Origin of the sequence: Nocardia sp. CA-107356 (assembly GCF_050946365.1) — a bacterium.
Lineage (GTDB): Bacteria > Actinomycetota > Actinomycetes > Mycobacteriales > Mycobacteriaceae > Nocardia.
Genome location: NZ_CP191992.1, coordinates 7897332 through 7920615, shown reverse-complemented (window position 1 = coordinate 7920615; position 23284 = coordinate 7897332). Strand labels below are relative to the sequence as shown.

At 65.9% G+C, this 23284-nt stretch carries 22 protein-coding genes and 1 pseudogene; 11 read left to right on the top strand and 12 right to left on the bottom strand.

The window, feature by feature from the left end:
• Positions 1-109 precede the first annotated feature (109 nt).
• Together ACQP1G_RS35735 and ACQP1G_RS35730 are read left to right on the top strand one after the other, a co-directional pair.
• Positions 110-1114, top strand: coding sequence for an AurF N-oxygenase family protein (locus ACQP1G_RS35735; protein ID WP_433194085.1), 1005 nt, complete (start codon positions 110-112; stop codon positions 1112-1114).
• Position 1115: 1 nt separating this feature from the next.
• Positions 1116-2699: an FAD-dependent oxidoreductase gene (locus tag ACQP1G_RS35730; RefSeq protein WP_433194084.1), complete on the top strand. Its 1584-nt coding sequence runs from the start codon at positions 1116-1118 to the stop codon at positions 2697-2699.
• A 188-nt stretch (positions 2700-2887) separates the two neighbouring features.
• Here ACQP1G_RS35730 and ACQP1G_RS35725 read toward each other — a convergent pair whose 3' ends face one another.
• Positions 2888-3649 (bottom strand): SDR family NAD(P)-dependent oxidoreductase, encoded by a 762-nt coding sequence (locus ACQP1G_RS35725; protein ID WP_433194083.1) that lies wholly within the window; start codon positions 3647-3649, stop codon positions 2888-2890.
• A gap of 598 nt (positions 3650-4247) precedes the next feature.
• On the opposite strand from ACQP1G_RS35725, the gene ACQP1G_RS35720 reads away from it, so the two are divergent.
• Together ACQP1G_RS35720 and ACQP1G_RS35715 are read left to right on the top strand one after the other, a co-directional pair.
• On the top strand, positions 4248-6431 hold the full coding sequence (locus tag ACQP1G_RS35720) for an Hsp70 family protein (RefSeq protein ID WP_433194082.1): 2184 nt from the start codon (positions 4248-4250) through the stop codon (positions 6429-6431).
• A 98-nt stretch (positions 6432-6529) separates the two neighbouring features.
• The gene (locus ACQP1G_RS35715) at positions 6530-7324 is read left to right on the top strand and encodes an HAD family hydrolase (RefSeq protein ID WP_433194081.1); all 795 of its coding nucleotides are present in this window, start codon (positions 6530-6532) and stop codon (positions 7322-7324) included.
• A 95-nt stretch (positions 7325-7419) separates the two neighbouring features.
• On the opposite strand, the pseudogene ACQP1G_RS35710 reads toward ACQP1G_RS35715, so the two are convergent.
• Positions 7420-7824: pseudogene (locus tag ACQP1G_RS35710) on the bottom strand (VOC family protein); the annotation flags it as partial.
• Between the two features lie 98 nt (positions 7825-7922).
• Here ACQP1G_RS35710 and ACQP1G_RS35705 point away from each other — a divergent pair.
• Positions 7923-8864 (top strand): helix-turn-helix transcriptional regulator, encoded by a 942-nt coding sequence (locus ACQP1G_RS35705; RefSeq protein ID WP_433194080.1) that lies wholly within the window; start codon positions 7923-7925, stop codon positions 8862-8864.
• Positions 8865-8930: 66 nt separating this feature from the next.
• On the opposite strand, the gene ACQP1G_RS35700 is transcribed toward ACQP1G_RS35705, so the two are convergent.
• Together ACQP1G_RS35700 and ACQP1G_RS35695 are read right to left on the bottom strand one after the other, a co-directional pair.
• On the bottom strand, positions 8931-9623 hold the full coding sequence (locus tag ACQP1G_RS35700) for an SGNH/GDSL hydrolase family protein (protein WP_433194079.1): 693 nt from the start codon (positions 9621-9623) through the stop codon (positions 8931-8933).
• Between the two features lie 8 nt (positions 9624-9631).
• Positions 9632-11056, bottom strand: a complete 1425-nt coding sequence (locus ACQP1G_RS35695; RefSeq protein WP_433194078.1) for an MFS transporter — start codon at positions 11054-11056, stop codon at positions 9632-9634.
• A gap of 106 nt (positions 11057-11162) precedes the next feature.
• Here ACQP1G_RS35695 and ACQP1G_RS35690 point away from each other — a divergent pair, with 106 nt between their 5' ends.
• Positions 11163-11774, top strand: coding sequence for a TetR/AcrR family transcriptional regulator (locus ACQP1G_RS35690; protein ID WP_433194077.1), 612 nt, complete (start codon positions 11163-11165; stop codon positions 11772-11774).
• Between the two features lie 256 nt (positions 11775-12030).
• On the opposite strand, the gene ACQP1G_RS35685 is transcribed toward ACQP1G_RS35690, so the two are convergent.
• A complete protein-coding gene (locus ACQP1G_RS35685) occupies positions 12031-12981 on the bottom strand; it encodes an AraC family transcriptional regulator (RefSeq protein ID WP_433194076.1) in 951 nt (316 codons plus the stop codon).
• Between the two features lie 216 nt (positions 12982-13197).
• On the opposite strand from ACQP1G_RS35685, the gene ACQP1G_RS35680 reads away from it, so the two are divergent.
• From ACQP1G_RS35680 to ACQP1G_RS35670, 3 genes are all read left to right on the top strand, one after another.
• Positions 13198-13602: a hypothetical protein gene (locus ACQP1G_RS35680; protein ID WP_433194075.1), complete on the top strand. Its 405-nt coding sequence runs from the start codon at positions 13198-13200 to the stop codon at positions 13600-13602.
• A gap of 25 nt (positions 13603-13627) precedes the next feature.
• Positions 13628-13939, top strand: coding sequence for a hypothetical protein (locus ACQP1G_RS35675; protein ID WP_433194074.1), 312 nt, complete (start codon positions 13628-13630; stop codon positions 13937-13939).
• 76 nt (positions 13940-14015) lie between these two features.
• Positions 14016-14516, top strand: coding sequence for a pyridoxamine 5'-phosphate oxidase family protein (locus ACQP1G_RS35670; protein ID WP_433194073.1), 501 nt, complete (start codon positions 14016-14018; stop codon positions 14514-14516).
• A gap of 4 nt (positions 14517-14520) precedes the next feature.
• On the opposite strand, the gene ACQP1G_RS35665 is transcribed toward ACQP1G_RS35670, so the two are convergent.
• The 7 genes from ACQP1G_RS35665 to ACQP1G_RS35635 all read right to left on the bottom strand — a co-directional run bounded on the left by ACQP1G_RS35665 (position 14521) and on the right by ACQP1G_RS35635 (position 21361).
• The gene (locus tag ACQP1G_RS35665; protein ID WP_433194072.1) at positions 14521-15351 is read right to left on the bottom strand and encodes a hypothetical protein; all 831 of its coding nucleotides are present in this window, start codon (positions 15349-15351) and stop codon (positions 14521-14523) included.
• A 117-nt stretch (positions 15352-15468) separates the two neighbouring features.
• Positions 15469-16233, bottom strand: coding sequence for a sirohydrochlorin chelatase (locus ACQP1G_RS35660; protein ID WP_433209114.1), 765 nt, complete (start codon positions 16231-16233; stop codon positions 15469-15471).
• A 58-nt stretch (positions 16234-16291) separates the two neighbouring features.
• A complete protein-coding gene (locus ACQP1G_RS35655) occupies positions 16292-17581 on the bottom strand; it encodes a sulfate adenylyltransferase subunit 1 (protein WP_433194071.1) in 1290 nt (429 codons plus the stop codon).
• 1 nt (position 17582) lies between these two features.
• The gene (gene cysD / locus ACQP1G_RS35650; RefSeq protein ID WP_433194070.1) at positions 17583-18512 is read right to left on the bottom strand and encodes a sulfate adenylyltransferase subunit CysD; all 930 of its coding nucleotides are present in this window, start codon (positions 18510-18512) and stop codon (positions 17583-17585) included.
• A 73-nt stretch (positions 18513-18585) separates the two neighbouring features.
• The gene (locus ACQP1G_RS35645; protein WP_433194069.1) at positions 18586-19320 is read right to left on the bottom strand and encodes a phosphoadenylyl-sulfate reductase; all 735 of its coding nucleotides are present in this window, start codon (positions 19318-19320) and stop codon (positions 18586-18588) included.
• Between the two features lie 14 nt (positions 19321-19334).
• Complete coding sequence (locus ACQP1G_RS35640; protein ID WP_433194068.1) at positions 19335-21134, bottom strand: nitrite/sulfite reductase; 1800 nt, start codon at positions 21132-21134, stop codon at positions 19335-19337.
• Positions 21135-21268: 134 nt separating this feature from the next.
• On the bottom strand, positions 21269-21361 hold the full coding sequence (locus ACQP1G_RS35635) for an Ms4527A family Cys-rich leader peptide (protein WP_364989628.1): 93 nt from the start codon (positions 21359-21361) through the stop codon (positions 21269-21271).
• 212 nt (positions 21362-21573) lie between these two features.
• Between ACQP1G_RS35635 and ACQP1G_RS35630 the strand changes: the two genes are divergently transcribed.
• Positions 21574-21978 (top strand): SgcJ/EcaC family oxidoreductase, encoded by a 405-nt coding sequence (locus ACQP1G_RS35630; RefSeq protein WP_433194067.1) that lies wholly within the window; start codon positions 21574-21576, stop codon positions 21976-21978.
• A gap of 91 nt (positions 21979-22069) precedes the next feature.
• The gene (gene hemW / locus ACQP1G_RS35625) at positions 22070-23275 is read left to right on the top strand and encodes a radical SAM family heme chaperone HemW (protein ID WP_433194066.1); all 1206 of its coding nucleotides are present in this window, start codon (positions 22070-22072) and stop codon (positions 23273-23275) included.
• Positions 23276-23284: the final 9 nt, after the last annotated feature.

The following is a 23284-nucleotide window of genomic DNA, read 5'->3' as shown; positions in this document are numbered from 1 at the left end:
GCGAACCCACCGTCGCCGGAACGTCGATCATGTGCCAGGTTGACGTTACTCCTCGTAAGTGTAACTATGGGATACAGTAAATGTCCCACGAGGAGAGGCAGTGACGACGATGTCTACAGCCGTTACGCCCGCAGTCGATCCCGATCTGGCGAAGGCGCAGGAGTATGCCGCGAAGCTGCTGCTGCTCTCCGAAGGTTCGGTGAACAAGCACTTCGACCCCTTCGAGGACATCGACTGGGACAACCCGGACTTCGCCGTCGACGCCGGTCCGGAGCGTTGGGTGCTCCCGGTGTCCGGCGATGCGCTCGGTCGCCACCCCTGGTACCAGGCGCTGCCGCTCGACCGCAAGATCGCCATCGGCAAGTACCGCCAAGCCAATGTCGCCAAGGTCGGTCTGCAGTTCGAATCCATCCTGATCAGCGGCATGGTGACGCACAGCTTCGGCCTGCCGAACGGCTCACCCGAATTCCGCTACTGCTCCCACGAGATGATCGAGGAGCACAACCACACCCTGATGTTCCAGGAGATGGTCAACCGGATCGGGATCGACGTCCCCGGTATGGGGCCGCTGGTGCGCAAGTTCAAGTACATCGGTGCGCCGGTGGCCGCGTTGTTCCCCAATCTGTTCTTCATGGCCGTGCTCGCGGGTGAGGAGCCCATCGACCACATCCAGAAGGCGGTCCTGCGCTCCGGCGAGGAAGTGCATCCGATCATGCATGGCGTAATGGCCATCCATGTCGCCGAGGAGGCGCGCCACATCTCCTTCGCGCACGGATTCCTCGAGCAGCATGTGCCCGAGACGAATTCGGCCAACAAGTTTGTGCTCTCGATTGTCATGCCGATCGTCATGTGGATCCTCGGCCGCTCCATCTACACCCCGCCCCGGTCGTTTTTCCGCGAGTTCGATATCCCGGACGAGGTGCGCAAGGAGCTGTTCTACGGGTCGAAGCAGGCCAAACAGGAGTTCAGCGATTTCTTCGGCGATGTGCGCACGCTGGCCAACGACATCGGCCTGATGAATCCCATCGGCAAGGCCGTGTGGAAGTTGCTGAAGATCGACGGCCACACCACCCGCTACCGCTCCGAGCCGTTGCGCACGGCGAAGGCTGGCTGACGTGCCCTACGTCGTCACGCAGTCGTGTTGCAGCGACGCGTCCTGCGTGTACGCCTGCCCGGTCAACTGCATCCATCCCACGCCCGACGAACCCGATTTCCTGACGGCGGAGATGCTGTACGTGGACCCGCAGGCGTGCGTGGACTGCGGTGCGTGTGCCACCGCGTGCCCGGTCGATGCCATCACCTCGTCGAAGAAACTGACCGATGAGCAGAAGCCGTTCATCGAGATCAACGCCGACTTCTATCGCCAGGCGCGACCGCGGCCGCTCCTCGCGAAGCCGGTGCCCGCCGCCGAGATTCTCACCGAGCATCAGCCGCTGCGGGTGGCGATCGTCGGATCGGGTCCGTCGGCGATGTATGCGGCCGATGAATTGCTGACCCAACCCGATGTCACTGTGACGGTCTTCGACCGACTGCCGGTGCCTCATGGGCTGGCCAGGTACGGCGTCGCACCGGACCATGCCAAGACCAGGCAGGTCGATAAGCTCTTCGACATCATCTCCGCGCAGTCGGGTTTCGGGTCGTATCTGAATGTCGAAGTGGGCAAGCATATTTCGCATGCAGAGCTGCTCGCGCACTTTCATGCGGTGATCTACGCGGTCGGCGCGTCCTCGGATCGCAAGCTCGACATTCCCGGAGAGGGGTTGGCGGGTAACGTATCCGCCACCGACTTCGTCGCCTGGTATAACGGGCACCCCGATCACGCGGAGCGCACCTTCGATCTGTCGCAGCGCCGGGCGGTCATCGTCGGAAATGGCAATGTGGCTCTCGATGTGGCGCGCATCCTGACCAGTGATCCGGAAGCGTTGGCGGGCACCGATATCGCACCGCATGCGCTGAAGGCCCTGCGGGAGAGCAAGGTCGAGGAAGTGGTCATCCTCGGCCGGCGTGGTCCGGCCGAATCCGCTTTCACCGTTCCGGAATTCGTCGGTCTGCTCGGCGCCGATGTCGATATCGCCATCGAGGGAGAATTGCCGGAGGTGACGGAGGGGCTGCCGTATCAGGTCGAGCAGAAGCTGCGGCTGTTGCGCACCTTGTCCGAGCGGGCGTTCGGTGCGCGCAAGCGGATCGTTTTCCGGTATCTGGCCGCGCCGACCGAGATCCTCGGCGCCGACGAGGTGACCGGTATCGAGGTGCGCCGCAATGCACTCGTCACTGATCCGGACGGATGCGTCCGTGCCGTCGCGACAGGGGAGACCGAGCGGTTGGATGCCGGGTTGGTGCTCACCTCGGTCGGCTATCGCGGTGTGGCGCTGCCCGGCTTGCCATTCGACGAGCAGGCCGCCGTTCTCCCGAACCTGAACGGTCGCGTGCTGGAGCAGTCCGGCGGTGCGGTGCTGTCGGGAACGTATGTCACCGGCTGGATCAAGCGTGGTCCCACCGGATTCATCGGTACCAACAAATCCTGCGCGCAGGAGACGGTTCGGCAGTTGGCCGATGACTTCAATGCCGGTCGGCTGCGTGAACCGGTCGGCGGCGCTACGGACTTCGACCACTTGGTGCGTGGCCGTCGGCCCGCGCTGGTCGCTGGTGGCGCCGTGGTGCGGACCGGTAGAGTGCGCCGCCTGCTCACCCGCGCCTGAGCGCTCGCGGCGCATTCGCGCCGCTGTCGTATTGGTGATACGTAACAAAGTTCGCCCCCCGCCGACATGACGGATGCGAGGTAGGGTCCGAGAATGGTCGGCACCTCGGCGATCGGCGACGCGATGAGGGCGTGTGTCGGGCCGAGGTGCCGGTCGGCTGCCTGGTCGGGCACCGGCGAGGCCACCGCCTACTTGGCGGTGAATCCGCCATCGATCGCGAGCGCCGCGCCGGTGATGAAACTGGCCTCATCGCTCAGCAGGTAGGCGCAGAAGGATGCGATCTCCGCTGGCTTGCTGATCCGGCCGAGCGGATGCAGTGCGGCGATGGCCGCTTCGCCTTCGGGTGTCGCACCCATCGAATTGCGGAATGCCGGAGTATCGACGGCGCCGGAGACCAGCGCGTTCACTCGCACGCCCTGTTCGGCGGCTTCCAGCGCCACCGCGCGGGTCAGTCCGACGACACCGTGCTTGGCCGCCACATACGGCGCGACCGAACCCATACCGACCACGCCGAGGTTCGAAGCGTTATTGAGAATCGCGCCGCCGCCGGAGGCAACAATGGCCGGAACCTGGTGCCGCAGACCGTAGAACACGCTTGTCAGGTTCAGTTCGAGATCGGCGCGCCACCCCGCCTCGTCGATCTGTGAGACCGGGCCGAAGGCATTGACGGCACCCGCGTTGTTGAAAGCTGCGTCCAGCCGTCCGTATTCGGTGAGCGCCGCCTGGGTCAGCCGGGCCACATCGGCCTCCACGGTGACATCGGTCGGCACGAAGACCGCCCGGCTGCCCGTCGCGCGGATATCGGCCGCGATCTTTTCGCCCGCGTCCTTACCACGAGCGCCGAGCACCACTGCCGCGCCCTCGGCCGCCGCCCGCAGCGCCACGGCCTTGCCGACTCCCGAGCTCGCTCCGGTGATCAGCACGACCTTCTCCGCGAAACGTGTAGACATCGTCCTCGTTTTCCCTTCTCTTCCTGGCGATTTCATGCACGATGAAGTGGGCGGGACCTCGGCTCGGCCGAGCGCTTCCGCATCGCGGAACCCAGTCAAGTCGTTGGCGGATGGTGCTGCTGGCGGAAAACGGGCATTACATTTGATGCGTCATGCTTGATGGGCCGATACGGGCGTGCAATGAAATAGCTAGCGCTGGCAATGATCTGGTTACCGACCGGTCGGTGTGTGCTGTCGCTTCTGTGCGGTTCGGTCGTTGCCCGTTGCGGACGGCCGATCGGCGCCGTGATTCGAGTTACTGTGCAGTAGCGGAAACTGGCTTGCCGCACTGGAATCGGGCTTCAGGTTGCGAAACGCCGAACGTCCAGGGGTCTGGATCGCGTTTAATCAGGCGATCTAGCTGGAGGTTTGAATCATCATCAACGTAAGTCGAACGTTTCATATCAATTCTGCATCCCATTCGATCCGATAGCAGCTAACCTGTGGGAGCTGTTTGGGAAGCGACCGCGGCCACATGGATCTCCTATGTGATGGACGTGGTCTCGGTGCGTTGACGGGATAGCGAATGACTACAGGTCTGGGTTTCAGCATCGGTTCAGTGAACTCCGTATCCGCCTTGGTGACCGGCGAGCGACCATGGTCGTCGGTGCGGGCGCGCCGCACGGCGGTGACCTTCGACAGTGCGGGCGGTATCCGGATCGGTGGGATCCCCCAATTCGCTATGGCGGTAACGGATTTCGCAGATCTGGCGCGTGACCCGGAATCGGTGATCGTGGGCGGTCGGCTCTGGTCGCCCGCGAATCTGGTGGCCGCGGTGGTGAACGGTCTGCTCGAATCGTTCCCGCCGACCGCGGGGGCCGTCGCAACCTATCCCGCAAGCTATTCCGATAAGCAGCTGGCGCTGCTGCGACAGGCGCTGAACCTGGCCGGGGCCGCCGATGTAATGCTGGTACCCGAACCCGTCGCGGCCGCGGAGTGGCTCGAACAGGAGCGCGGACCGCTGGAGCCGGGCTTCGTGCTGGTTTACGACCTCGGCGGGGCGAGCCTCGATGTCTCGATCGTCCGGGTCGGACCGGACTGGGACGACCATCCGATCGTCGGAAAGTCCGTGCGCTCCTACGATTTCGGTGGCCGTCCGCTCGGTGCGATGATCGCGCAATACTCGCGGGTCGGGGCGCCCGACGACAACGGGTCGATGCTGCAGATGACCTCGATCGTCGATATCGGGGGTCTGCGCACCCAGCACATCCGGGATTCCTTCGACGTGATCCACGAGTGCGTGGAATCGACCGGACGCAGCCTGTCCGATATCGATTACATTCTGCTCGTCGGCGGTGCCACCCGTCCCGTCGAGGTCGCGCGCACCATCGCCGAACTCGGGCGACCCGTGGTGATGTCGACCGATCCGGGCCAGACCGTCGCCGTCGGCGCCGCCGGTTACGCCGCGCGCAGCTTTGCCCCACTATCGACGGGCGGTCGACATCGAGCCCCGAAGATCGCCGTATTCTCCAGTGCCGCAGTGGCATCCGCGGTGGCAGTATCGGCGGTCACGGTATTCGGCGGCCCGACCATCCCGGAGATGCCGTCCCTGCTCGACGCCGCGCCGAATGGCGGGCGCCCGATGGACAATCTGCTATTCGAGCCCGATATCCACGCGCTCACCGATGCTGGTTCGGCCGTGTCGAGGGCAGTCGGCTGGGCCACCACGGCCGCGGGCTTCGGCAACTCGGGTAGGCCCGCCTACGGGATCGCTCCCGACGTCCATACGACAACGATCGGTCCGTCGGTGGCCGAGGCCCACTGGGGCAGCCACCAGCAGCCGCGACGTGGGTCGATGCAGTCCGACGGTGTCACCTACGCCAACCCGGCCCAGTTCCTGAACCCGTTGCCCTTCGTTCAAAGCCCGCAGCGCGCCCCCGCGGTCCCCGACCAGCCCGCGACTCCCGCACCGATCCCACGCGTCAGCCTCCCGGGTTCCCGTCCCACCCCGATCAATCCAGCTCCCGCCGTCCCGGTACCGCCGCCTACCGCCGGAACGGGTACAGCGACTCCCGGTATCCCCGGCATAACCATCGGCAACCCCCCGATCTTCACCGGGCCTGCCACGGGCGCCCCGTCGGGCGAAATCCCCTCCGGGACCGTGACTCCGGGTGGCACCACCTCGGAGGGCAGTTGGTCCGGCGGCAGCGCGGACAGTACGCCCGGCGGAAGTACCTCGGGCGGTGCGTCTTCTGGGGGAACGAGCGGTTCGACATCTGGGGGATCCACGAGCGGATCGACGGGTGGTACCTCCGGTTCGACCAACGGTGGTTCGACGAGTGAGAGCCCAACGGGTGGCTCCGCAAGCGGTGCTACCTCGGGTGGTTCGGCCAGTGGTGCGACCTCGGGTGGTTCGGCCAGTGGTGCGACCTCGGGTGGTTCGGCCAGTGGTGCGACCTCGGGTGGTTCGGCTAGTGGTGCCTCGGGTGGTTCGGCCGGTGGTAGTAGGTCGGGTGGCTCGACGAGCGGTGGTACATCGAGTGGTTCGACCGGGGGGCATACCTCGGGTGGCTCGGCCAACGGTGGCACCTCGGGTGGCTCGACTAATGGCGGTACATCAGGCGGTCCAACTAGAGGTGGTGCATTCGGCGGTTCGACCGGTGGCACCTCGTCCAGCGGAACCTCCTCCGGCGGTTCGACATTCGGCGGCAGAAGCTCCTCCGGTGCCAGCTCCTCGGGTGGTGGTTCCGCCTCTGGCCACTCCGGTGGTTCCAGCGGTGGGGGCGGCGGAGCCCACAGATGATCACCGCGGTCACATAAAACCAACTGAATTCGCGGCTCGCGTAGCCGATACATCCGCTCCAGCCCCCGCAGAGTGCCATAGCGATGCACAATGGATTGGTGGTAGACGGGGGACCTCAGCTCATTGCGCTGGATATCGATGGGACGTTGCTGCAGCCGGGATCGGCGGTCAGTGCCCGTGTGGTCGATGCTGTGCGTGCGGCCGTTGCGGCGGGTGCGCATGTGGTCGTGACGACCGGGCGGACGTTGATGACGACGCGTCCCGTGCTGGAAGAGCTGGGCTTGGTCGATGGACATGCGTTGTGCTCCAACGGCGCGGTGCACATCGATGTGGCGAAGGGGGAGCCGGTGGCGGTGCAGACATTCGATCCCGGACCTGCCGTCGTCGCCTTGCGCGCACTGTTCCCGGAGATGATTTTCGCGGTGGAGAAGGTCGGTGTCGGCACCTGGGCCACTGGGATCAGTCCGGGCGAATTCTCCATCGGTGAATACGTTCTCGTCGATGACGGTGCGTTGAGCAGTGAGCCGACGCCGCGACTCAACGGCTGGTGGCCCGAGGGTTCCCTGGAGGAGATGCTGCGACTGCTCGCCCAGCTGCGCGTGCCCGGAGCGAGCTGGGTGCACGGCGAATTCGGCCCGTGGCTTACCGTTTCGCGGAGCGGGGTCTCCAAGGGATGGGCGCTGGAGCGACTGCGCACCGCACTCTGTATTCCGCGCGCGGCGACCCTGGCCATCGGCGACGGCTACAACGACCGCGAAATGCTGCACTGGGCAGGGCATTCCGTCGCAATGGCGAACGCGCCGCACGAGGTCCGCGACTGGGCGGACGAAGTTGCCGACGACGTGGCCGACGACGGCGTCGCCAAAATCCTGGAGCGCTGGTTCGGCCCCTGAGCCGACAGCGAAACCCTAACCGACGACGACCATGCGCCGACGCAGGTAAACATCCCTGCGTCAGCGCATCCTCGCGGCAATGCGAGCCTGGCTCGAGCGGGCCGACTCTTCGCCAAGATCTCGAGGTAGTGCGGATTCTGCATGATCCCCAGCACGTTTCCGAACGGATCCATCACCGACGCGGTGATGAAATCACCATCGCCGTGCGGCGTGATCGGGTCGTACTCGGTGGCCCCCAGTGCCAGCAGCCGGTCGAAACTCGCCTGCAGATCGTCGACGTGCCAGTGCAGGATGGCCCCGCCGGGCTGATCGTGCGCGCCCGCCGGTGCGAACTTGCGGTTGATGATCCCGAGTTCGTGCTGATAGTCGCCGATGCGGAATTCGTAGTAGCCGCCGGGCACGGCGTAATAGGGCTCGAAGCCGAGCACCTCGGTGTACCAGCTCTTCGCGGCCTCGAGGTCGTCGGCATAGAACGAAACGGTGGCCATTCCTCGCAACATCTTGGTCTCCTCGGATCGGGGTCTTCCTTATCTGTGCGATCCATCATTCCGGTCAAAGTGCTCACCGAATGAGCACTTTTTTCGGCAGAATTGTGATCATGCGAGCGGACCGATTGGTGGCGACCCTGCTCTTGATGCAGACGCGTGGACGGGTGACGGCAGCCGAGATCGCCGCTGAACTCGAGGTATCGGTCGCGACCGCGCGCCGCGATCTGGAGGCGTTGTCGGCCGCGGGTGTCCCGGTCTATCCGCAGCCGGGTCGTGGTGGCGGCTGGTCCCTGGTAGGCGGTGCGCGCACCGACCTCAGCGGCCTGACCGAACCGGAGGCCCGCGCGCTGTTCCTACTGGCCGGACCGTCCGCGAGCGCGGTGCCCGCGGTGAAGTCGGCGTTGCGAAAGTTGGTGCGTGCCTTGCCACACACCTTCCGCACCGATGCCGAGGCCGCGGCCGACGCGGTGGTCATCGATCCCGCGCGCTGGGGTGAGCATGATCAGCTGCGGCCGCAACTTGTCGAATTGTTGCAGCGCGCGGTCGTCGAACGCCGCAAGGTGCGCATGGAGTACGAGCGGGCCGGGGAGCGCAGCCAGCGCATTGTCGACCCGTGGGGTCTGGTCGACAAGGATGCCGTCTGGTACCTCGTCGCCGGCACCGATCGCGGCCGCCGCACCTTCCGCGTCGACCGCATTGTCGATGCCGCGATTGCTGACGAAATCGCCCATCGCCCAGCGGATTTCGATCTGTCGATGGTATGGGCAGAGGTGGTCGGCGAGGTCGAGCAACGCCGCGCCGCCACGTCGGCGACCGCACTCGTCGCGCCGCGACTCCTGCCGATCCTGCGCAAGCAGCAGGGCCGACACTGCGAGGTGGACGGCCCGGCCGCCGACGGTCGTATCCAGGTCCGCGTCACCGCGCCGACGCCGCGCATGATCGCCCAGCAATTGGCGGGCTGGGGCGCCGAAATCGAGGTGTTGGCACCGCGATCGGTGCAGGCGGAGCTGGCCGTCCTCGGTGCCGAACTCGTCGACCGGTATGGCGAGTAAGGCGTAGCGGAGGACGCCACCGGGCCGCGCACGAGCTCATCTGCTCGGGCGCGGCCCGGTGTCATATCAGTGTGCCGGTTCCCGCGTCGGCAGCCGCTCGGCCATCGCACGGACCATCTCGGTGGCCACCACCGCATGTCCGGTCATTGTGAAGTGAATGAGGTCCTCGCTCATGATCTCGGGTCGCAGTCGCAGCGGATGGTCCCAGAACTCGACCAGGATCGCGTCGTAGCGCACGGCCAGTTCGCGCACGATGTCGTTGAGCGCCGACATCCGTTCCCGCATCGGCCGCATCGGCGCCATCCGCTCCGCGTCCCACACATCGGCGAGGGTGAATGTGCTGATCTGAGCCCCGCTGCGGGCCAGCGCGCCGAACAGTGCGTCGAGATTCGCGCGCAACTCGTCGAGACTGCCGCCCGGAACGAACAGATCGTTGCCGCCGCAGCTCAGATGCACCAGATCCGGCTCGAATTCGAGGACCCGCGGCAGTTGGTGGGCGAGCACCTGCGCGGACGTCGCGCCGATTCGGCCGGTATTCAGGTATGCCAGAGCGGGATTCGTTGCCTTCAGAATTGCGGCGATGCGATCGGCCCACCCGACGGTGTCATATCCGGGGCTCGGGTCGCCGACGCCCTGGGCGATCGAATCACCCAGCACCGCATAGCGCCGCCATGGAGCAGCGGTGAGCAGGCCGCGTGCCACCGTGGTCGACAGCAGCATCGGGTCGTCGGCTTCGGTACGAATATCGTTGTGCGTCAAGATAACTCCTAGCTCTGGGCGGGAACGGCGACGGCCGGAACCGGGGTACGCGTCGGAATGGCCATCACCACGGCGGCGACGGCGCCGATGACCGCGCAGACGGCGAACAGCGTGTGGAAGGCGGCCAGCGCATCGTCGGTATTGGCGGCGAACACTGCGGCGAGCACTGCGACACCGAGCGCGCCGCCCACCTGCCTGGCGGTCAAATTCATTCCGATACCCGCCGCGAAGCGTTGCGGCGGAAGCGAACTCGCGGCCGCCGTACCGAGTACCGTCACGACTATTCCGACGCCACCGCCGCCGAGCAGTCCGGCGGGCACCCATGCCGACCACAGAGTCGGTGTCGCACCGAAGGAATCGGTGCTCATCCAGAGCGTGGTTCCGGTGAACATCAGCGCGCCGAGGACACCGAACCAGCGTCGGGTGGTCGGCGCGGTGATGCGCCCGGCGATGGTCGCGGTCACCATCGAGGACACCGCGCCCACTGTCAGCGCGGCCGCCGAACCGAGCACCGAATACTGCCAGATCGCATCGAGGAACAGCGGACCGGCGAGCAACCAGGCGAACATGGTCGCGCCGAAGACGAACGAGGCGGCATTCGCCAGCGCGTACGGCCTGCTCTGCCACAGCTCGACCGCGATGGCCGGATTGTGGTGGCGCGCGGAACGAATCAGCGCCGCCAGGATCAGCAGCGCGCCGACAGCGAGTGCGGCGAGCGTGCTCGGCGCGGTCCAGCCCCACCGTTGGCCCTCGGTAACACCGGCGACCAGGCCGCCGAGGCCGAGGGCAATGGCGACGGTCCCGAGCGGGTCGGGCAGCGCGCTACCCGGCTGTCGCGTATCGGGCACCGGAATGCGCAGTCCCGGCACGATCAGCACGATCGCGACCGGAATATTGATCACGAACACGGCCCGCCAACCGAACGCCTCGACCAGCGCACCACCGATCGCCGGACCTACCACGGCGGCGAAACCGCCTGCGGCAGACCAGGCTCCGATGGCCGCGCCGATTTTCTCGCGCGGCGTGACGCTGAGCACCAGTCCCAGCGCGGACGGCACCATCAGTGCCGCCGTCGCGCCTTGCAGCAGGCGACCGGCGATGAGCCAACCGGCGGTGGGCGCGAGCCCGCACAGCAGGGAGGTCAGCGCGAAACCGGCCAGTGCGATCAGGAACAGTCTGCGCCGTCCGAGGGTGTCGGCGAACCGGCCCGCCGGGGTGAGCAATGCCGCGAAGGCGATCGCATAGCCGCTGACGACCCAGGTGAGTGTGGTCGTCGCGGTATCGGGGAAGTCGCGCGCGATGGAGGGAAAGGCGATATTGACGACGGAGAGATCGAGAAAGGCGATAAACGCTGCACCACAGGCGATTACGAGCGTTCGCACGGCGGCTTGGTTGGTCGGCGGACTGTCGGTCCGCGTGGACACTGCGGTCATGGGGAGATCCTTCGACGAGAACGGAAAACAAAGCGTACGATCGTTCGTGTAATTAACGTACGACCGTTCGTTCGTATTTGCAAGTGCCGAGTGGAAGAATGTGGTTATGGCCGAGACGACGATCACCCCTGAGCATGACCAGCGCTTGGCGAAAGGCGCGCGATCCCGGGCATCGATCGCCAGACGCGCCGCCGACCTGGCCTCCGTCGAGGGGCTGACCGGTCTGAGTATCGGCAGGCTGGCCACCGATCTCGGCATCAGCAAGAGCGGCATCGCCACCCTGTTCGGCACCAAGGAGGCGCTGCAGGTGGCGGCGGTGAAGTCCGCCCGCGAGGCCTTCATCGAGCGCGTCATCGCCCCCGCCATGACCGAACCGCGCGGCCTGATCCGGCTACGCGCCATCGTGGACCGCTGGTTCGAGCACATCATCGACCCGACCTTCCCCGGCGGCTGCTTCCGCGTCGCCACCATCGCCGAGTTCGACAGCAAACCGGGCCCCGTCCGTGACGTCATCGCCGAAGACCACGCCGACTGGCTCGGTTTCTTGGCCAAACAGATCAGCTACGCCCAAGACGAGGGGCGCTGCACCGGCCGGAACCCCGACGCCATTGCCTTCGAACTGGACGCACTGATCAGCGCCGCCAACACCGCCCGGCAAATGGGCGACACCGACGGCGTCACCACCGCCCGCACCATCGTCGACGCCCTGCTCGCCTGAGCGACTGCGGGTTCACAAAGTGATCAGCGGCAGAGTGCTGTCCAGCTCGGTACGCCATCGGGATCCGTTGTGACGATCGGCGAGTAGTTCATCGACCTCGCGCAGATGACCACCGCAGCATCGACTACATCGTGGGTGCAGCTCTCGCCGAGCAACGTGCCGATCTGCAATGCTGCCAGGTAGTCGAGTTCGGCGAATCGGATCGCGGGATCGGCAAGGAATCGTCGGGGCGGCGCGGAGCAGCGGTGGATTGCCTTCAGGATCGGCGGATGTCGCGCGGAGTGGCGCCGAAGCGGCGGCGGAAGGCGGTGCTGAAGGAGTTGGCGGAGTTGAAACCGAGTCCGGCGGCGAGGGTGGCGATGGTCCAGTGGCGGTATGCGGGATTCTGCAGCCGTGCGTGGGCGAGTCGTAGGCGTTCTTCCTTGATGAGTTCGCGCGGTGTGGTGCCGCCGTGTTGGAGCGCGAGCTGGACCTGGCGCAGCGACCAGCCGAGGGCGCGGGCGACGGCGGCCGGAGTCAGTTCGGGATTGTGGGCGTTGGTGTGAATGTAGTGGCGGACACGGGATTCCACGTCGGTGAGATGGCTCTGTTCGGTCGGGTGGTCGCCGACGATGTGCATGCACAACAGCTCGACCAGCCGCTCGGATACGGCGTTGAACTGACGGTGGGTGAGGGTGTCGCGCTCGGCGATCAAACCGGTGGCGAGGTCGGCGACCACTCGTCCGAGCCCCGAGGTAAGGTCCACGAGCGGCGAAGGCGGTGCGGCGCTGCCGAGGCGGTGGTCGATCTCACCCTTGGGGATGGTTATGGTCAGCCCCTCGGTGCCGTCGACCTGGGTGAACGCGAACGGTTGGTCGATGGTCACCAGTGCGCCGATGCCGGGCGGCATGGGTACGTGCTGATCGTCCTGCCAGATGGTGACGTGCCCGGTCGTCGGCAGCATCAGGCGATAGTCCTCGTCGGCGTCTTCGCGCACATGTCCGGCAGTGCGGTAGTAGGTCACGGCATCGGCCTGCCATCCGACGATTTGGTAATTGTCCGTGCGGCGCAGCGCTACTCGTCCTTGGAAGTCGCTTCGGCGGGGGAATACGTAGCCCACCCGGCGTCGGTGGCACGACTGGATCAGTTCGCCCCAATAGTCCGTGCGCTCGTGCGGCGCGACGGCGCTCGTGGCGGCGGTCTCGACGAGGTCGACTCCAGCTTTCATCGGCATCATCTCCCGTCATCGCGATCTATCACCACACCACAAACCGGTTGGTCTGGCGCTTCCATAGAGTGGCTCGGCGCGCCACGCGCTAAACGTGGTGCAGGACACGGCCGACGCTGCGCTCGGCGATAACTTTGCTGCGCTCACCGGCAATTGGCGCCCGCACACCGCCCCTACCATCGGGATCTCACCTGTAATGCGATAGAGGAGTTCTGCGTGAGCAACGCACTGAAGATCGTCGCGTCCTGTGCGGCCACGGCCGGAATTGCCTCCGGGGCAGCGTTTTTCGCTCCCGGCACCGCTTCGGCGGCGACATATGGCAATCAGTGCGGGGCCGGATACAACGTGATCGATACTCACGATCTGCGGGGCGGCACCATCTTCCTCACCTACAACGGCGAGAAGAACTGTGTCGTCACCGTGCGGGACCAGCCGGGCGCCGCGGTGCGTATGGCCGCCGGCTTGGAACTGTCCGAAGGCAAGAAGGACGTGACCATCGATGAGGGTCAGTTCACCGAATACGCCGGACCGGTGTTCGTCTCCGCGAAGGGCCGGTGCATCGATTGGGGCGGAATCATCGGCGACGACAAGTGGCAGATCTTCAACGTGCACTGCCAGTGAGCCACTGAGTTATCGAAAGGTCATCATGCGTATAACGAGCAGGCTCCTCGCGGGAATCGCCATCGCCGCCGCCTCGATCGGATTCACCGTCGCCACCAGCGCGACGGCCTCCGCCGAACGCAGCGAAAGTGGCTGCTTCTCTTACTCATACGAGCCTGGCACCTTCACAACCACCGTCTACTACCACAACCGGTGCGACGTAACCCGCAAGCTCACCATCTACCGTGCAAGCAACTCGCCCTGCAACGACGACAAGATCGAACTCTACGTCGACGGCGGTGCGAAGGGCGACGAGGTGGTCCGATGCGGCGATGTCACCCAAGTGGTCGGTGAGTGACCGGACTATCGTTCACGTGGGGGGACTGCGGTACTCGGCCGAATAACCTTCCCCGCTAGCCGATTCGGGAAGTGGTATGAGCGTCGAGGAACATTGGGACGAGATTCGGGCGGTTGTCGCACAAGGGAAACGGTCTACCGGACACTTTGCGATCGCGTCGGTGGACGCCGACGGTGCGCCGCATGTGACGCCGGTAGGAACTGTCTTTCTCCGTGACAACCAGACCGGCTTCTATTTCGATCAGTACACGAGCGCGCTGGCGCGCAATGTCGACGCCGACCCGCGAGTGTGCCTGATGGCCGTCGACACCGGATTGCTGTTCTGGCTTCGCTCGCTGTTCCTCGGCCGCTTCATTTCCGCGCCCGGAGTGCGCTTGTACGGCACCGTCGGCGCCCTGCGGCCCGCGACCCCATCGGAACTCGAACAGGTGCGGCGCAGCGTCCGTATCGCCCAGTGGCTGAAAGGCGGCAAAATGCTCTGGTCCGACTTCAGCCACGTCCGCGATATCGACTTCACCGAATTTCGGCCGGTCCGCTACCCGGTAATGATGTCCCACCTGTGGGAGGGCGTTTCCTGAGTGCTCAGGGTTGGCGGGTGGGGAGGGTGAAGGCGGCGGTGTGGACGGTGTCGCCGTGTTCGAAATCGAGGAAGAGACGGTAGGTTCCGGGGCCGGGGACCGCGGTGTGGAAGGTGATGTCGGGGCCGGGGGTGGTGATCCCGTCGTCGGGGGCGCCGTTCGGGTGGACGTGGACGTAGGCCAGATCGCCCGCTCGGAGGATTACTAGGTGTCCGAACGCGGCCAGGTAGGGCTGAAGGTCGGTGACCGGGGTGCCGTCCTTGCGCACGGTGAGGGTGAGCAGTTGGGCCGCGCCGGGGGTGAGGTTTCCGGCCAGCGAGACTTCGTAGCCGTCCACGGTGACGGTGCGTGCGGCATCGGGGGTCGGCTGCGGGTCGTAGGTGCCTGCGACCGCGAGATCCGCCCCCAGCGTGATGGTTTTGCCGAGTGCGCGCGGTGCGATATCGGTGAAGATGCGATAGGCGCCCGCATCCGGCAGATTCAAACGCACCGACCAGGTGCCGTCGGTCGCGCGCACCGGGTGCACGTGCCAGAAGCCGGTGAGTTCCCGCCGCGCGACGATCAAGTGCAGTTCGCGGTCGTGCAGATCGGTGTACTCGGTGACCGGCCGTCCGTTCGGTCCGAGAATCCGGAACCGGAAGTCGAATTCGCCTGGGCGGACGATGGTGTCGGCGAGTTCGAGTGTGTAACCGTCCTGCGAGATCAACAGTCCGCCGGGTGCGCCGTGCGCCGTGTGATCGGCGTGCGCCGTGTGATCGGCGTGCGCCGTGTGATCGGCGGCAGCAGTCTGGGCGCTGTGGTCGGTGTGCTTTCCAGCGTGCGTCCGGGTGTTCATTGTTCGTCCTCCGACCTGTGTTCCGCTCTGACACAGGAAACCTATACCCCCTATGGGTATGTGATCAAGAGACGTGATTGTGAACCGGATCACCGGTGTGGAACTGTTCTGATGCGATCAGGCCGACAGGCTCAGGACATCGGTTAGCGCGTTGTCGTAACGGTCCCAAACGATATCGGCCAGCGCCGGATGCGGACCGATGACGTGCGCGTGCGCCAGATCGGGCACGGCGGCTTCCAGCCGATCGGTGAGCAGCCCCGGTGCGAGGAACCACGGTGCCACCAGCACGCGCTCGGCGCCTCTGTCGTGCAGACGCGAAACTGCTTGGGCGAGAGTGGGTTCGGTGGTGGCGAAGCAGATCTCGGTGCGCCAGCCGGTGATCGCCGTGAGCTGTCGCGCCACAGTGGCGGTGCGGGCATTGGCGGCTACCGAAGACGAGCCCACCGCCGCAATGGCTACGCCGACGCTCCGATCCATGCCATCCACCGCCAGTACCCGGTCGCGCAGGGCCGCGATCAGCCGCGCATCGGGCCCCAGGACATCGGCTTGGGTGAGCCGCAGCCGCGGGTGGCGAAGGCGAGCGGCCGCGAGCAACCCGGGTAGGTCCACCCGCGCATGGAAGGCGTTGCCCAGCAGCAGTGGAGCGACCACGGCGTGTGTATGCCCTTGTGCCGCAACGGCATCCACCACCTGATCGACCGACGGCGCGTTCAGGTCGAGGAAGGCGAGCCGGACGTCGAGATCTGGTCGGACGGCAGGGATATCGGCGACTACCGCCGCCATCGTTGCTGCCGACCGCGGATCACGGCTGCCGTGCGCGACCGCGATCAGCGCCGGATACCCGTCGACCGGAGTCGACAGCAGTTCGAGCTGCGCCCACATGGATCTACCGCCCGGCAGCCCCACAGCCGAGACGGCACCGCTGCCGGGCGAATTCACCTCAGGCTCCGACCTCGACCGCGGTCAGCACATCGCCGACCAGGCCCGCGGCCAGCGTATTGCCACCGGCCGGGTCGATGAGCAGGAAGCTGCCGGTGTGCCGGTTGACACGGTAGTCATCGGCGGCGATGGGTTCGGCGACGCGCACCGAGATCCGACCTATATCGTTGAGCTCCAACGACTCCGGGTTCGGCGCCGCGGTCAGGTTCTGCTCGTCGAACCGCTCGACGAGCGCGCCGACGATAGCCTGTGTGGTGCGCGTGCCGTGCTTGAGCAGCAGGCGCGCTCCGGGACGCAGTGGCTTATCACCCAGCCAGCAGACGGTCGCGTCGAACGAGTCGATCGGCTCCGGTGCATCGGCGGGTGAGGCGATGATGTCCCCGCGCGAGATGTCGACATCATCGGCCAGGATCAGCGTCACGCTGCGCCCGACCTGAGCAACGGCGAGCTCACCATCGGGCGTATCGACCCGCTCGACGGTGGAGCGAATTCCCGAGGGCAGCACCACGATTTCATCGCCGGGTGACACCGAGCCCGCCGCGATCTGGCCCGCATAGCCGCGGTAGTCCGGGTATTCGGCGGTGCGCGGCCGGATCACGTACTGCACCGGAAAGCGCAGGCCGAGCGCGTGCTCGCCCGAGCTGTCGGCATCGACCGGCACCGATTCGAGGTGCTCGATCAGCGAAGGTCCGTCGTAGTACGGGGTGTTCTCCGACCGCGAAGCGATATTGTCACCGTGCAGCGCGGACACCGGGATCTCCAGCACGTCCTCGCTCGACCAGCCGAGAGTGCTGGTGAGCGTGTTGAATTCGGCCGAAATCTGCGTGAAGACGGTCGCTGGGTCGTCCACCAGGTCGATCTTGTTGACCGCGAGCACCAGCTTGGGCACGCCGAGCAGCGCGAGCACCGCGGCATGCCGACGGGTCTGCTCGATAACACCCTTGCGTGCGTCGACGAGCAGGATCACCAGCTGCGCGGTGGACGCGCCGGATACGGTATTGCGGGTGTACTGCACATGCCCGGGGGTGTCCGCGAGCACGAATGACCGCTTGGGCGTTGCGAAGTAGCGGTAGGCGACATCGATGGTGATGCCCTGTTCGCGTTCCGCGCGCAACCCGTCGACGAGCAGCGAAAGATCCGGTGTACTCAACCCTTTGTCTACCGAGGCGCGTGTAACGGCGTCGATCTGGTCGGCCAGTACGGATTTCGTGTCGTAGAGCAGCCGTCCGACCAGGGTGGACTTACCGTCGTCGACAGAACCGGCGGTGGCCAGCCTCAATAGGTCGGACATATCAGAAATAACCCTCTCGTTTGCGGTCTTCCATCGCGGCCTCCGACACTCGGTCGTCGCCACGCGTAGCTCCGCGTTCGGTCAAACGGGACGCGGCCACCTCGGCGAGGATCGCCTCGTTATCGGCAGCGTCGGAAAGAATTGCGCCGGTGGAGGATCCGTCGCCGACGGTGCGATAGCGCACCGAACGGGTCTCCAGTACCTCACCCTCGCGCGGACCGCCCCAGACGCCGGGCGTCATCCACATGCCGTCGCGCTGGTACACCGGACGCTCGTGCGAGTAGTAGATGCTCGCCAGGTCGACATCCTCGCGGGCGATGTAGCGCCAGATATCGAGTTCGGTCCAGTTGCTCAGCGGGAACACCCGGACATGCTCGCCGGGCGCGTGCTTGCCGTTGTACAGGTTCCACAGTTCGGGCCGCTGCCGTTTCGGATCCCACTGCCCGAAGGCGTTGCGCAGCGAGAAGATTCGCTCCTTGGCGCGCGAACGCTCCTCGTCGCGGCGGCCGCCGCCGAAGACCGCGTCGAAGCGGTGTTCGGCGATGGCGTCCAGCAGCGGCACGGTCTGCAGCGGATTGCGGATACCGTCCGGGCGCTCGGTCAGGCGACCGTCGGCGAGGTAGTCCTCGACCTTCGCGACATGCAGCCGCAGGCCGTACTTTTCGACCACCTTGTCACGGAACTCCAGCACCTCGGGCAGATTGTGCCCGGTGTCGACGTGCAGCAGCGCGAAGGGGAGCGGCGCGGGCCAGAAGGCTTTGAGCGCCAGGTGCAGCAGCACCGTGGAATCCTTGCCGCCGGAGAACAGGATCACCGGCCGCTCGAATTCGCCTGCCACCTCACGGAAGATGTGGATCGACTCCGATTCGAGCGCCGCGAGGGTGTCGAAATCGGTGATGCCGAGTGAACGTGTGCTGATGGTTTCGGTCATGCTGTGTCCATTTCTGCATGCCCGAGGGGCCCTACGTGGTTACGCACGCTACCTCCTCCGGGCCCTGACTCGGTCATGCGGTGTGCAACCCGCATTCGGTCTTGGCGAGGCCAGCCCAGCGGCCGCTTCGCGGATCGGATCCCAGCTCCGGCTTCCGTGTGCACGGAGCGCAGCCGATGGACGGATATCCCTCCTCCACCAGGGGATTGACGAGGATGCCGTGCTGTTCGATATAGGTCTGCATCTCGTCGTCGGACCAGGCGGCGATCGGGTTGATCTTCACCAGTCCGAACGCGTCGTCGAACGAGATGAGCGGCGCGTTGGCCCGGGTCGGCGCCTCCACGCGGCGAATGCCGGTGACCCAGGCGTTGTATCCGCCGAGCGAGCGCTTCAGCGGCACAACCTTGCGCAACCGGCAGCATTCACCGGCATCGCGCGCGAACAAATCCTTGCCGAGCAGCTGATCCTGTTCGGCCACCGTGTGCTCCGGCCGGACGTTGATCACGTTCACCCCGTAGACGGCCTCCACCGCATCCCGGGTGCCGATGGTCTCGGCGAAGTGGTAACCGGTATCGAGGAACAGCACGTCGACACCCGAATGCACCTGTGCGGCAAGGTGAACCAGCACGCCGTCCTGCATATTCGAGGCGACGATATAGCCGGTGCCGAAGTTGTCCTCGGTCCATCGCAGCAGCTCCAGCGCCGAGGCATGCGTCCCGAGTTCGGCCGCGCCTTTTTCGGCGATCGCCCGCAACTCGTCTTCCGACAGCTTCGCGGGCAGGTCTGCCGCTACTTGATCTGTTGTCACGCTTGGTCTCCCATTCACCTGAGGTCGGCCTCGTCGGCGCGAACGGCCCATTGGGCGAACCGCTCGCCGTCCTCGCGGTGCTTGATGAAGTTGCGCACCACCCGCTCGATGTAGTCACCGAGTTCGTCGGTCGTCACCTTGTGCTGGCGCAGTTTGCGACCGAAGGCGCTGTCGAAGCCGAGGCTGCCACCGAGGTGAACCTGGAAACCCTCGACGTGATTCCCGGCGCCGTCATCGACCAGCTGACCCTTGAACCCGATATCGGCGATCTGTGCACGCGCGCACGAGTTCGGGCAGCCGTTGATATTGATCGTCACCGGAACATCCAGCTGCGCATTGAGATCCGCGAGTCGTTCCTCCAACTCGGGCACCAGCGCCTGGGAGCGCTTGCGGGTCTCGGCGAAGGAGAGCTTGCAGAACTCGATGCCGGAGCAGGCCATCAGGTTCCGTCGCCACAGCGACGGACGTGCCTGCAGGCCAAGGGGTTCCAGCTCGTCGATCAGCGCGTCGACCTGATCGTCGGCGACGTCGAGAATGATCAGCTTCTGGTAGGGGGTGAACCGGATCCGGTCCGAGCCGTACTTTTCCGCGGCCTCGGCGACCTTGGTCAGGACGGTGCCCGACACCCGGCCCGCGATGGGGGAGAAGCCGACCGCGTTGAGCCCGTTGCGCAGCTTCTGCACGCCGACGTGATCGATCGGCTTCTTCGGCTGCTCGGGTGCCGGACCGTCGATCAGCTTGCGCTTCAGGTACTCGTCCTCGAGCACCTGCCGGAACTTCTCGATGCCCCAGTCCTTGATCAGGAACTTCAGCCGCGCCTTGGTGCGCAGGCGGCGGTAGCCGTAATCGCGGAACACCGAGACAACGGCCTCCCACACATCGGGCACCTCGTCCAGCGGCACCCACACGCCGACGCGCTGGGCCAGCATCGGATTCGTCGACAGACCGCCGCCGACCCACAGATCCAGACCCGGGCCGTGCTCCGGGTGATTCACCCCGACGAACGCGACGTCGTTGATCTCGTGCACCACATCCTGCTGGCCGGAGATCGCGGTCTTGAACTTGCGCGGCAGGTTGGAGTACTCCTTCTTGCCGATGTAGCGGCGCACGATCTCGTCGATCGCGGGCGTCGGATCGATGATCTCGTTCAGCGATTCACCGGCCAGCGGCGAACCGAGCACGACGCGCGGGCAGTCGCCGCATGCTTCGGTGGTCTTCAGCCCGACCCCCTCGATCCGCTTCCAGATCTCGGGGACGTTCTCCACCTCGATCCAGTGGTACTGGACGTTCTCGCGGTCCGACAGATCGGCGGTGTCGCGGGCGAACTCGGTGGAGATCTGGCCGAGGGTCTTCAGCTGCGCGACATCGAGTGCGCCCGCGTCGCAGCGGATGCGCATCATGAAGTACTTGGCCTCGAGAATGTCGATGTTCTCGTCGCCGGTCCAGGTGCCGTCGTAGCCCTGTTCGCGCTGGGTGTAGAGACCCCACCAGCGGAACCGGCCGCGCAGATCGCCCTTGTCGATGCTGTCGAAACCCTGTTTGGAATAGATGTTCTCGATCCGGGCCCGCACATTGAGTGGGTTGTCGTCCTTCTTGGACTGTTCGTTCGGGTTCAGCGGTTCGCGGTAGCCGAGCGCCCATTGGCCCTCGGCCTTGCGGCGCACCGGCTTACCGGTGCGGGCACGCGGGGCTGTTGGCGCCTCGGCGCGGGGACGGTCCGCGCGGACGCGCCGCTCGGAGGCCGGGCGCTGCGGGCGCGCGTGCGGCCCGGAACCGGGCTGATCCGTGGGACCGGCGTCGGTGCTCGACGTCATGGGGTCGCTCCTGCTGGGTGGGGGTACATCCGTGCTGAGGGCGTGAGGGGCTGACTCACGCCTGCGGTGTCAGCGGGCCGATGTCCATCGAAATCGGGAGATCACCGGGAAATCCGGGAATGGGCGCCGCTGAGCTACCGGAGGGAACCGGGCAGACAGCAGGCGCTGCATACGCGCTTGAAGTCGACGTGGCGACGTGCCACAAGTCGTACTCCAGATCCACGCATAGGCCTATTGTGCCATGTCAGGGTGGCCGTTCCGACCGCGCGGTCATATTTCCCGCGAAATCGAGGGAAATTCCCTGGACCGTGTGGACCGATTGTGATGGCGGTCATAGTTAGGGGTCTGAATGCGGCGCATGATTCGTCAGGATCGTCGCCGGTGACTCATCTCACGACCGGTTGACCTCGAGTTATCTCGAGGTTGCAAGCTCGGAGCCATGAGTACCGCATCTGTCGCCACCGATACCGACCTCGACGCGATCCGCGACGTGGTCGCCACCATCCAGCACTCCCAGCAGAACGAACTCGTCGACGAATTCGTCGGCCTCTTCCGCGAGGATGCCATCTGGACCACCGGGGGCGGTAAGCGGCTGTTCGGCCGCGCTGCCATCGCCGAGTTCACCGCCCGGGTGCTGCCGGGTGCGATGCGGGACGGCACCGCCACCTACGAGGTCGAACACGTGCTGTTCATCCGTCCCGACGTCGCCGCCGTCAAGGTGGTCCAGCGGTATTTCGACGGTACCGGGCAGCTCTCCGGGCAGGGGTCGCCGATGTACGTCATGGCGAAGGAGGACGGGCGCTGGCTCCTGACGGCCAACCAGAACACCGTGGTCGCCGACTGATACCGGGGTGCGGTAGCCCGCGTCGGTGCCCGGCATCGGCAGCAGGGTGCCTGGTGACAGGGTCCGGGACAGCGGCGGTCACACTGGTGGGGTGAGTTCCGCCGTCGCCCCGATCGAAACCGAGACGCCTGCCCTCGTGCTGCGCGATTTCGGGCGCGGGCCGTTCGGGATCTATATCCACGTGCCGTTCTGCGCAACACGCTGCGGATATTGCGATTTCAACACCTATACCGCGGGTGAACTGGGTACGTCGGCGTCGCCGCAGTCCTGGCTCGAAGCGCTGCGCGGTGAATTGGCGACGGCGGCCGAGCAATGTGCGCTGCTGCCGTCGGCGACGCCCGAGGTTGCGACGATATTCGTCGGCGGCGGCACGCCATCGCTACTCGGCGGCGACGGTTTGGCCGCGGTGCTGAACTCGGTGCGTGCGAACTTCACCCTCGCCGCCGATGCCGAGGTGACCACCGAATCGAATCCGGAGTCGACCGCACCGGAATTCTTCGACAGGATCCGCGCGGCCGGGTACACCCGCATCTCGCTCGGCATGCAGTCCGCGGCCCAGCACGTGCTGAAGGTGCTCGATCGCACCCACACCCCGGGCCGGGCCGTTGCCGCCGCGCGAGAGGCCCGCGCCGCCGGATTCGAACACGTGAACCTGGACCTGATCTATGGCACCCCGGGGGAGCGCGACAGCGATCTCGACGCGAGTCTGGACGCGGTGTTGAGCGCGGGTGTCGACCACGTATCGGCGTACTCGCTCATCGTCGAGGACGGCACCGCCCTGGCTCGTCGCGTCCGCCGCGGCGAACTGCCCGCACCCGATGACGATGTACTCGCCGCCCGGTACGAGCGCATCGACTCCAGGCTGAGCGCGGCGGGCCTCACCTGGTACGAGGTATCCAATTGGGCCGCAAGCGATGCCGCCCGCTGCCGCCACAACCTCGGCTACTGGGATGGCGGTGACTGGCTCGGCGCTGGCCCCGGCGCGCACAGTCATATCGGTGGTGTCCGCTGGTGGAACATCAAACACCCTGCGCGCTATGCCGATACGGTCGCTCGCGGCGGACTGCCCGCGGCGGGTTGGGAAACACTCACCGCCGACGAGCAGCACACCGAACGCGTCATGCTCACCGTCCGCCTGCGCACCGGCCTACCGTTGCACGAGCTGGCCCCGGCGGAATTCGCCGCCGCCGACCGAATCATCGCCGACGGCCTGGCAATTCGTTCGGACGACCGGCTGATCCTCACCGACCGCGGCCGACTGCTCGCCGACGGCGTCGTCCGAGATCTCCTGACCTGAACGCATCCG

Coding starts and splice junctions, on each gene's coding strand:
- ACQP1G_RS35655 (WP_433194071.1), bottom strand. CDS start 17,581: ATGTCCGACCTATTGAGGCTGGCCACCGCCGGTTCTGTCGACGACGGT.
- ACQP1G_RS35685 (WP_433194076.1), bottom strand. CDS start 12,981: ATGAAAGCTGGAGTCGACCTCGTCGAGACCGCCGCCACGAGCGCCGTC.
- ACQP1G_RS35630 (WP_433194067.1), top strand. CDS start 21,574: ATGAGTACCGCATCTGTCGCCACCGATACCGACCTCGACGCGATCCGC.
- ACQP1G_RS35665 (WP_433194072.1), bottom strand. CDS start 15,351: ATGAACACCCGGACGCACGCTGGAAAGCACACCGACCACAGCGCCCAG.
- ACQP1G_RS35705 (WP_433194080.1), top strand. CDS start 7,923: ATGCGAGCGGACCGATTGGTGGCGACCCTGCTCTTGATGCAGACGCGT.
- cysD (WP_433194070.1), bottom strand. CDS start 18,512: ATGACCGAAACCATCAGCACACGTTCACTCGGCATCACCGATTTCGAC.
- ACQP1G_RS35725 (WP_433194083.1), bottom strand. CDS start 3,649: ATGTCTACACGTTTCGCGGAGAAGGTCGTGCTGATCACCGGAGCGAGC.
- ACQP1G_RS35690 (WP_433194077.1), top strand. CDS start 11,163: ATGGCCGAGACGACGATCACCCCTGAGCATGACCAGCGCTTGGCGAAA.
- ACQP1G_RS35660 (WP_433209114.1), bottom strand. CDS start 16,233: ATGTGGGCGCAGCTCGAACTGCTGTCGACTCCGGTCGACGGGTATCCG.
- ACQP1G_RS35635 (WP_364989628.1), bottom strand. CDS start 21,361: ATGCGTGGATCTGGAGTACGACTTGTGGCACGTCGCCACGTCGACTTC.
- ACQP1G_RS35735 (WP_433194085.1), top strand. CDS start 110: ATGTCTACAGCCGTTACGCCCGCAGTCGATCCCGATCTGGCGAAGGCG.
- ACQP1G_RS35695 (WP_433194078.1), bottom strand. CDS start 11,056: ATGACCGCAGTGTCCACGCGGACCGACAGTCCGCCGACCAACCAAGCC.
- ACQP1G_RS35675 (WP_433194074.1), top strand. CDS start 13,628: ATGCGTATAACGAGCAGGCTCCTCGCGGGAATCGCCATCGCCGCCGCC.
- ACQP1G_RS35640 (WP_433194068.1), bottom strand. CDS start 21,134: ATGACGTCGAGCACCGACGCCGGTCCCACGGATCAGCCCGGTTCCGGG.
- ACQP1G_RS35670 (WP_433194073.1), top strand. CDS start 14,016: ATGAGCGTCGAGGAACATTGGGACGAGATTCGGGCGGTTGTCGCACAA.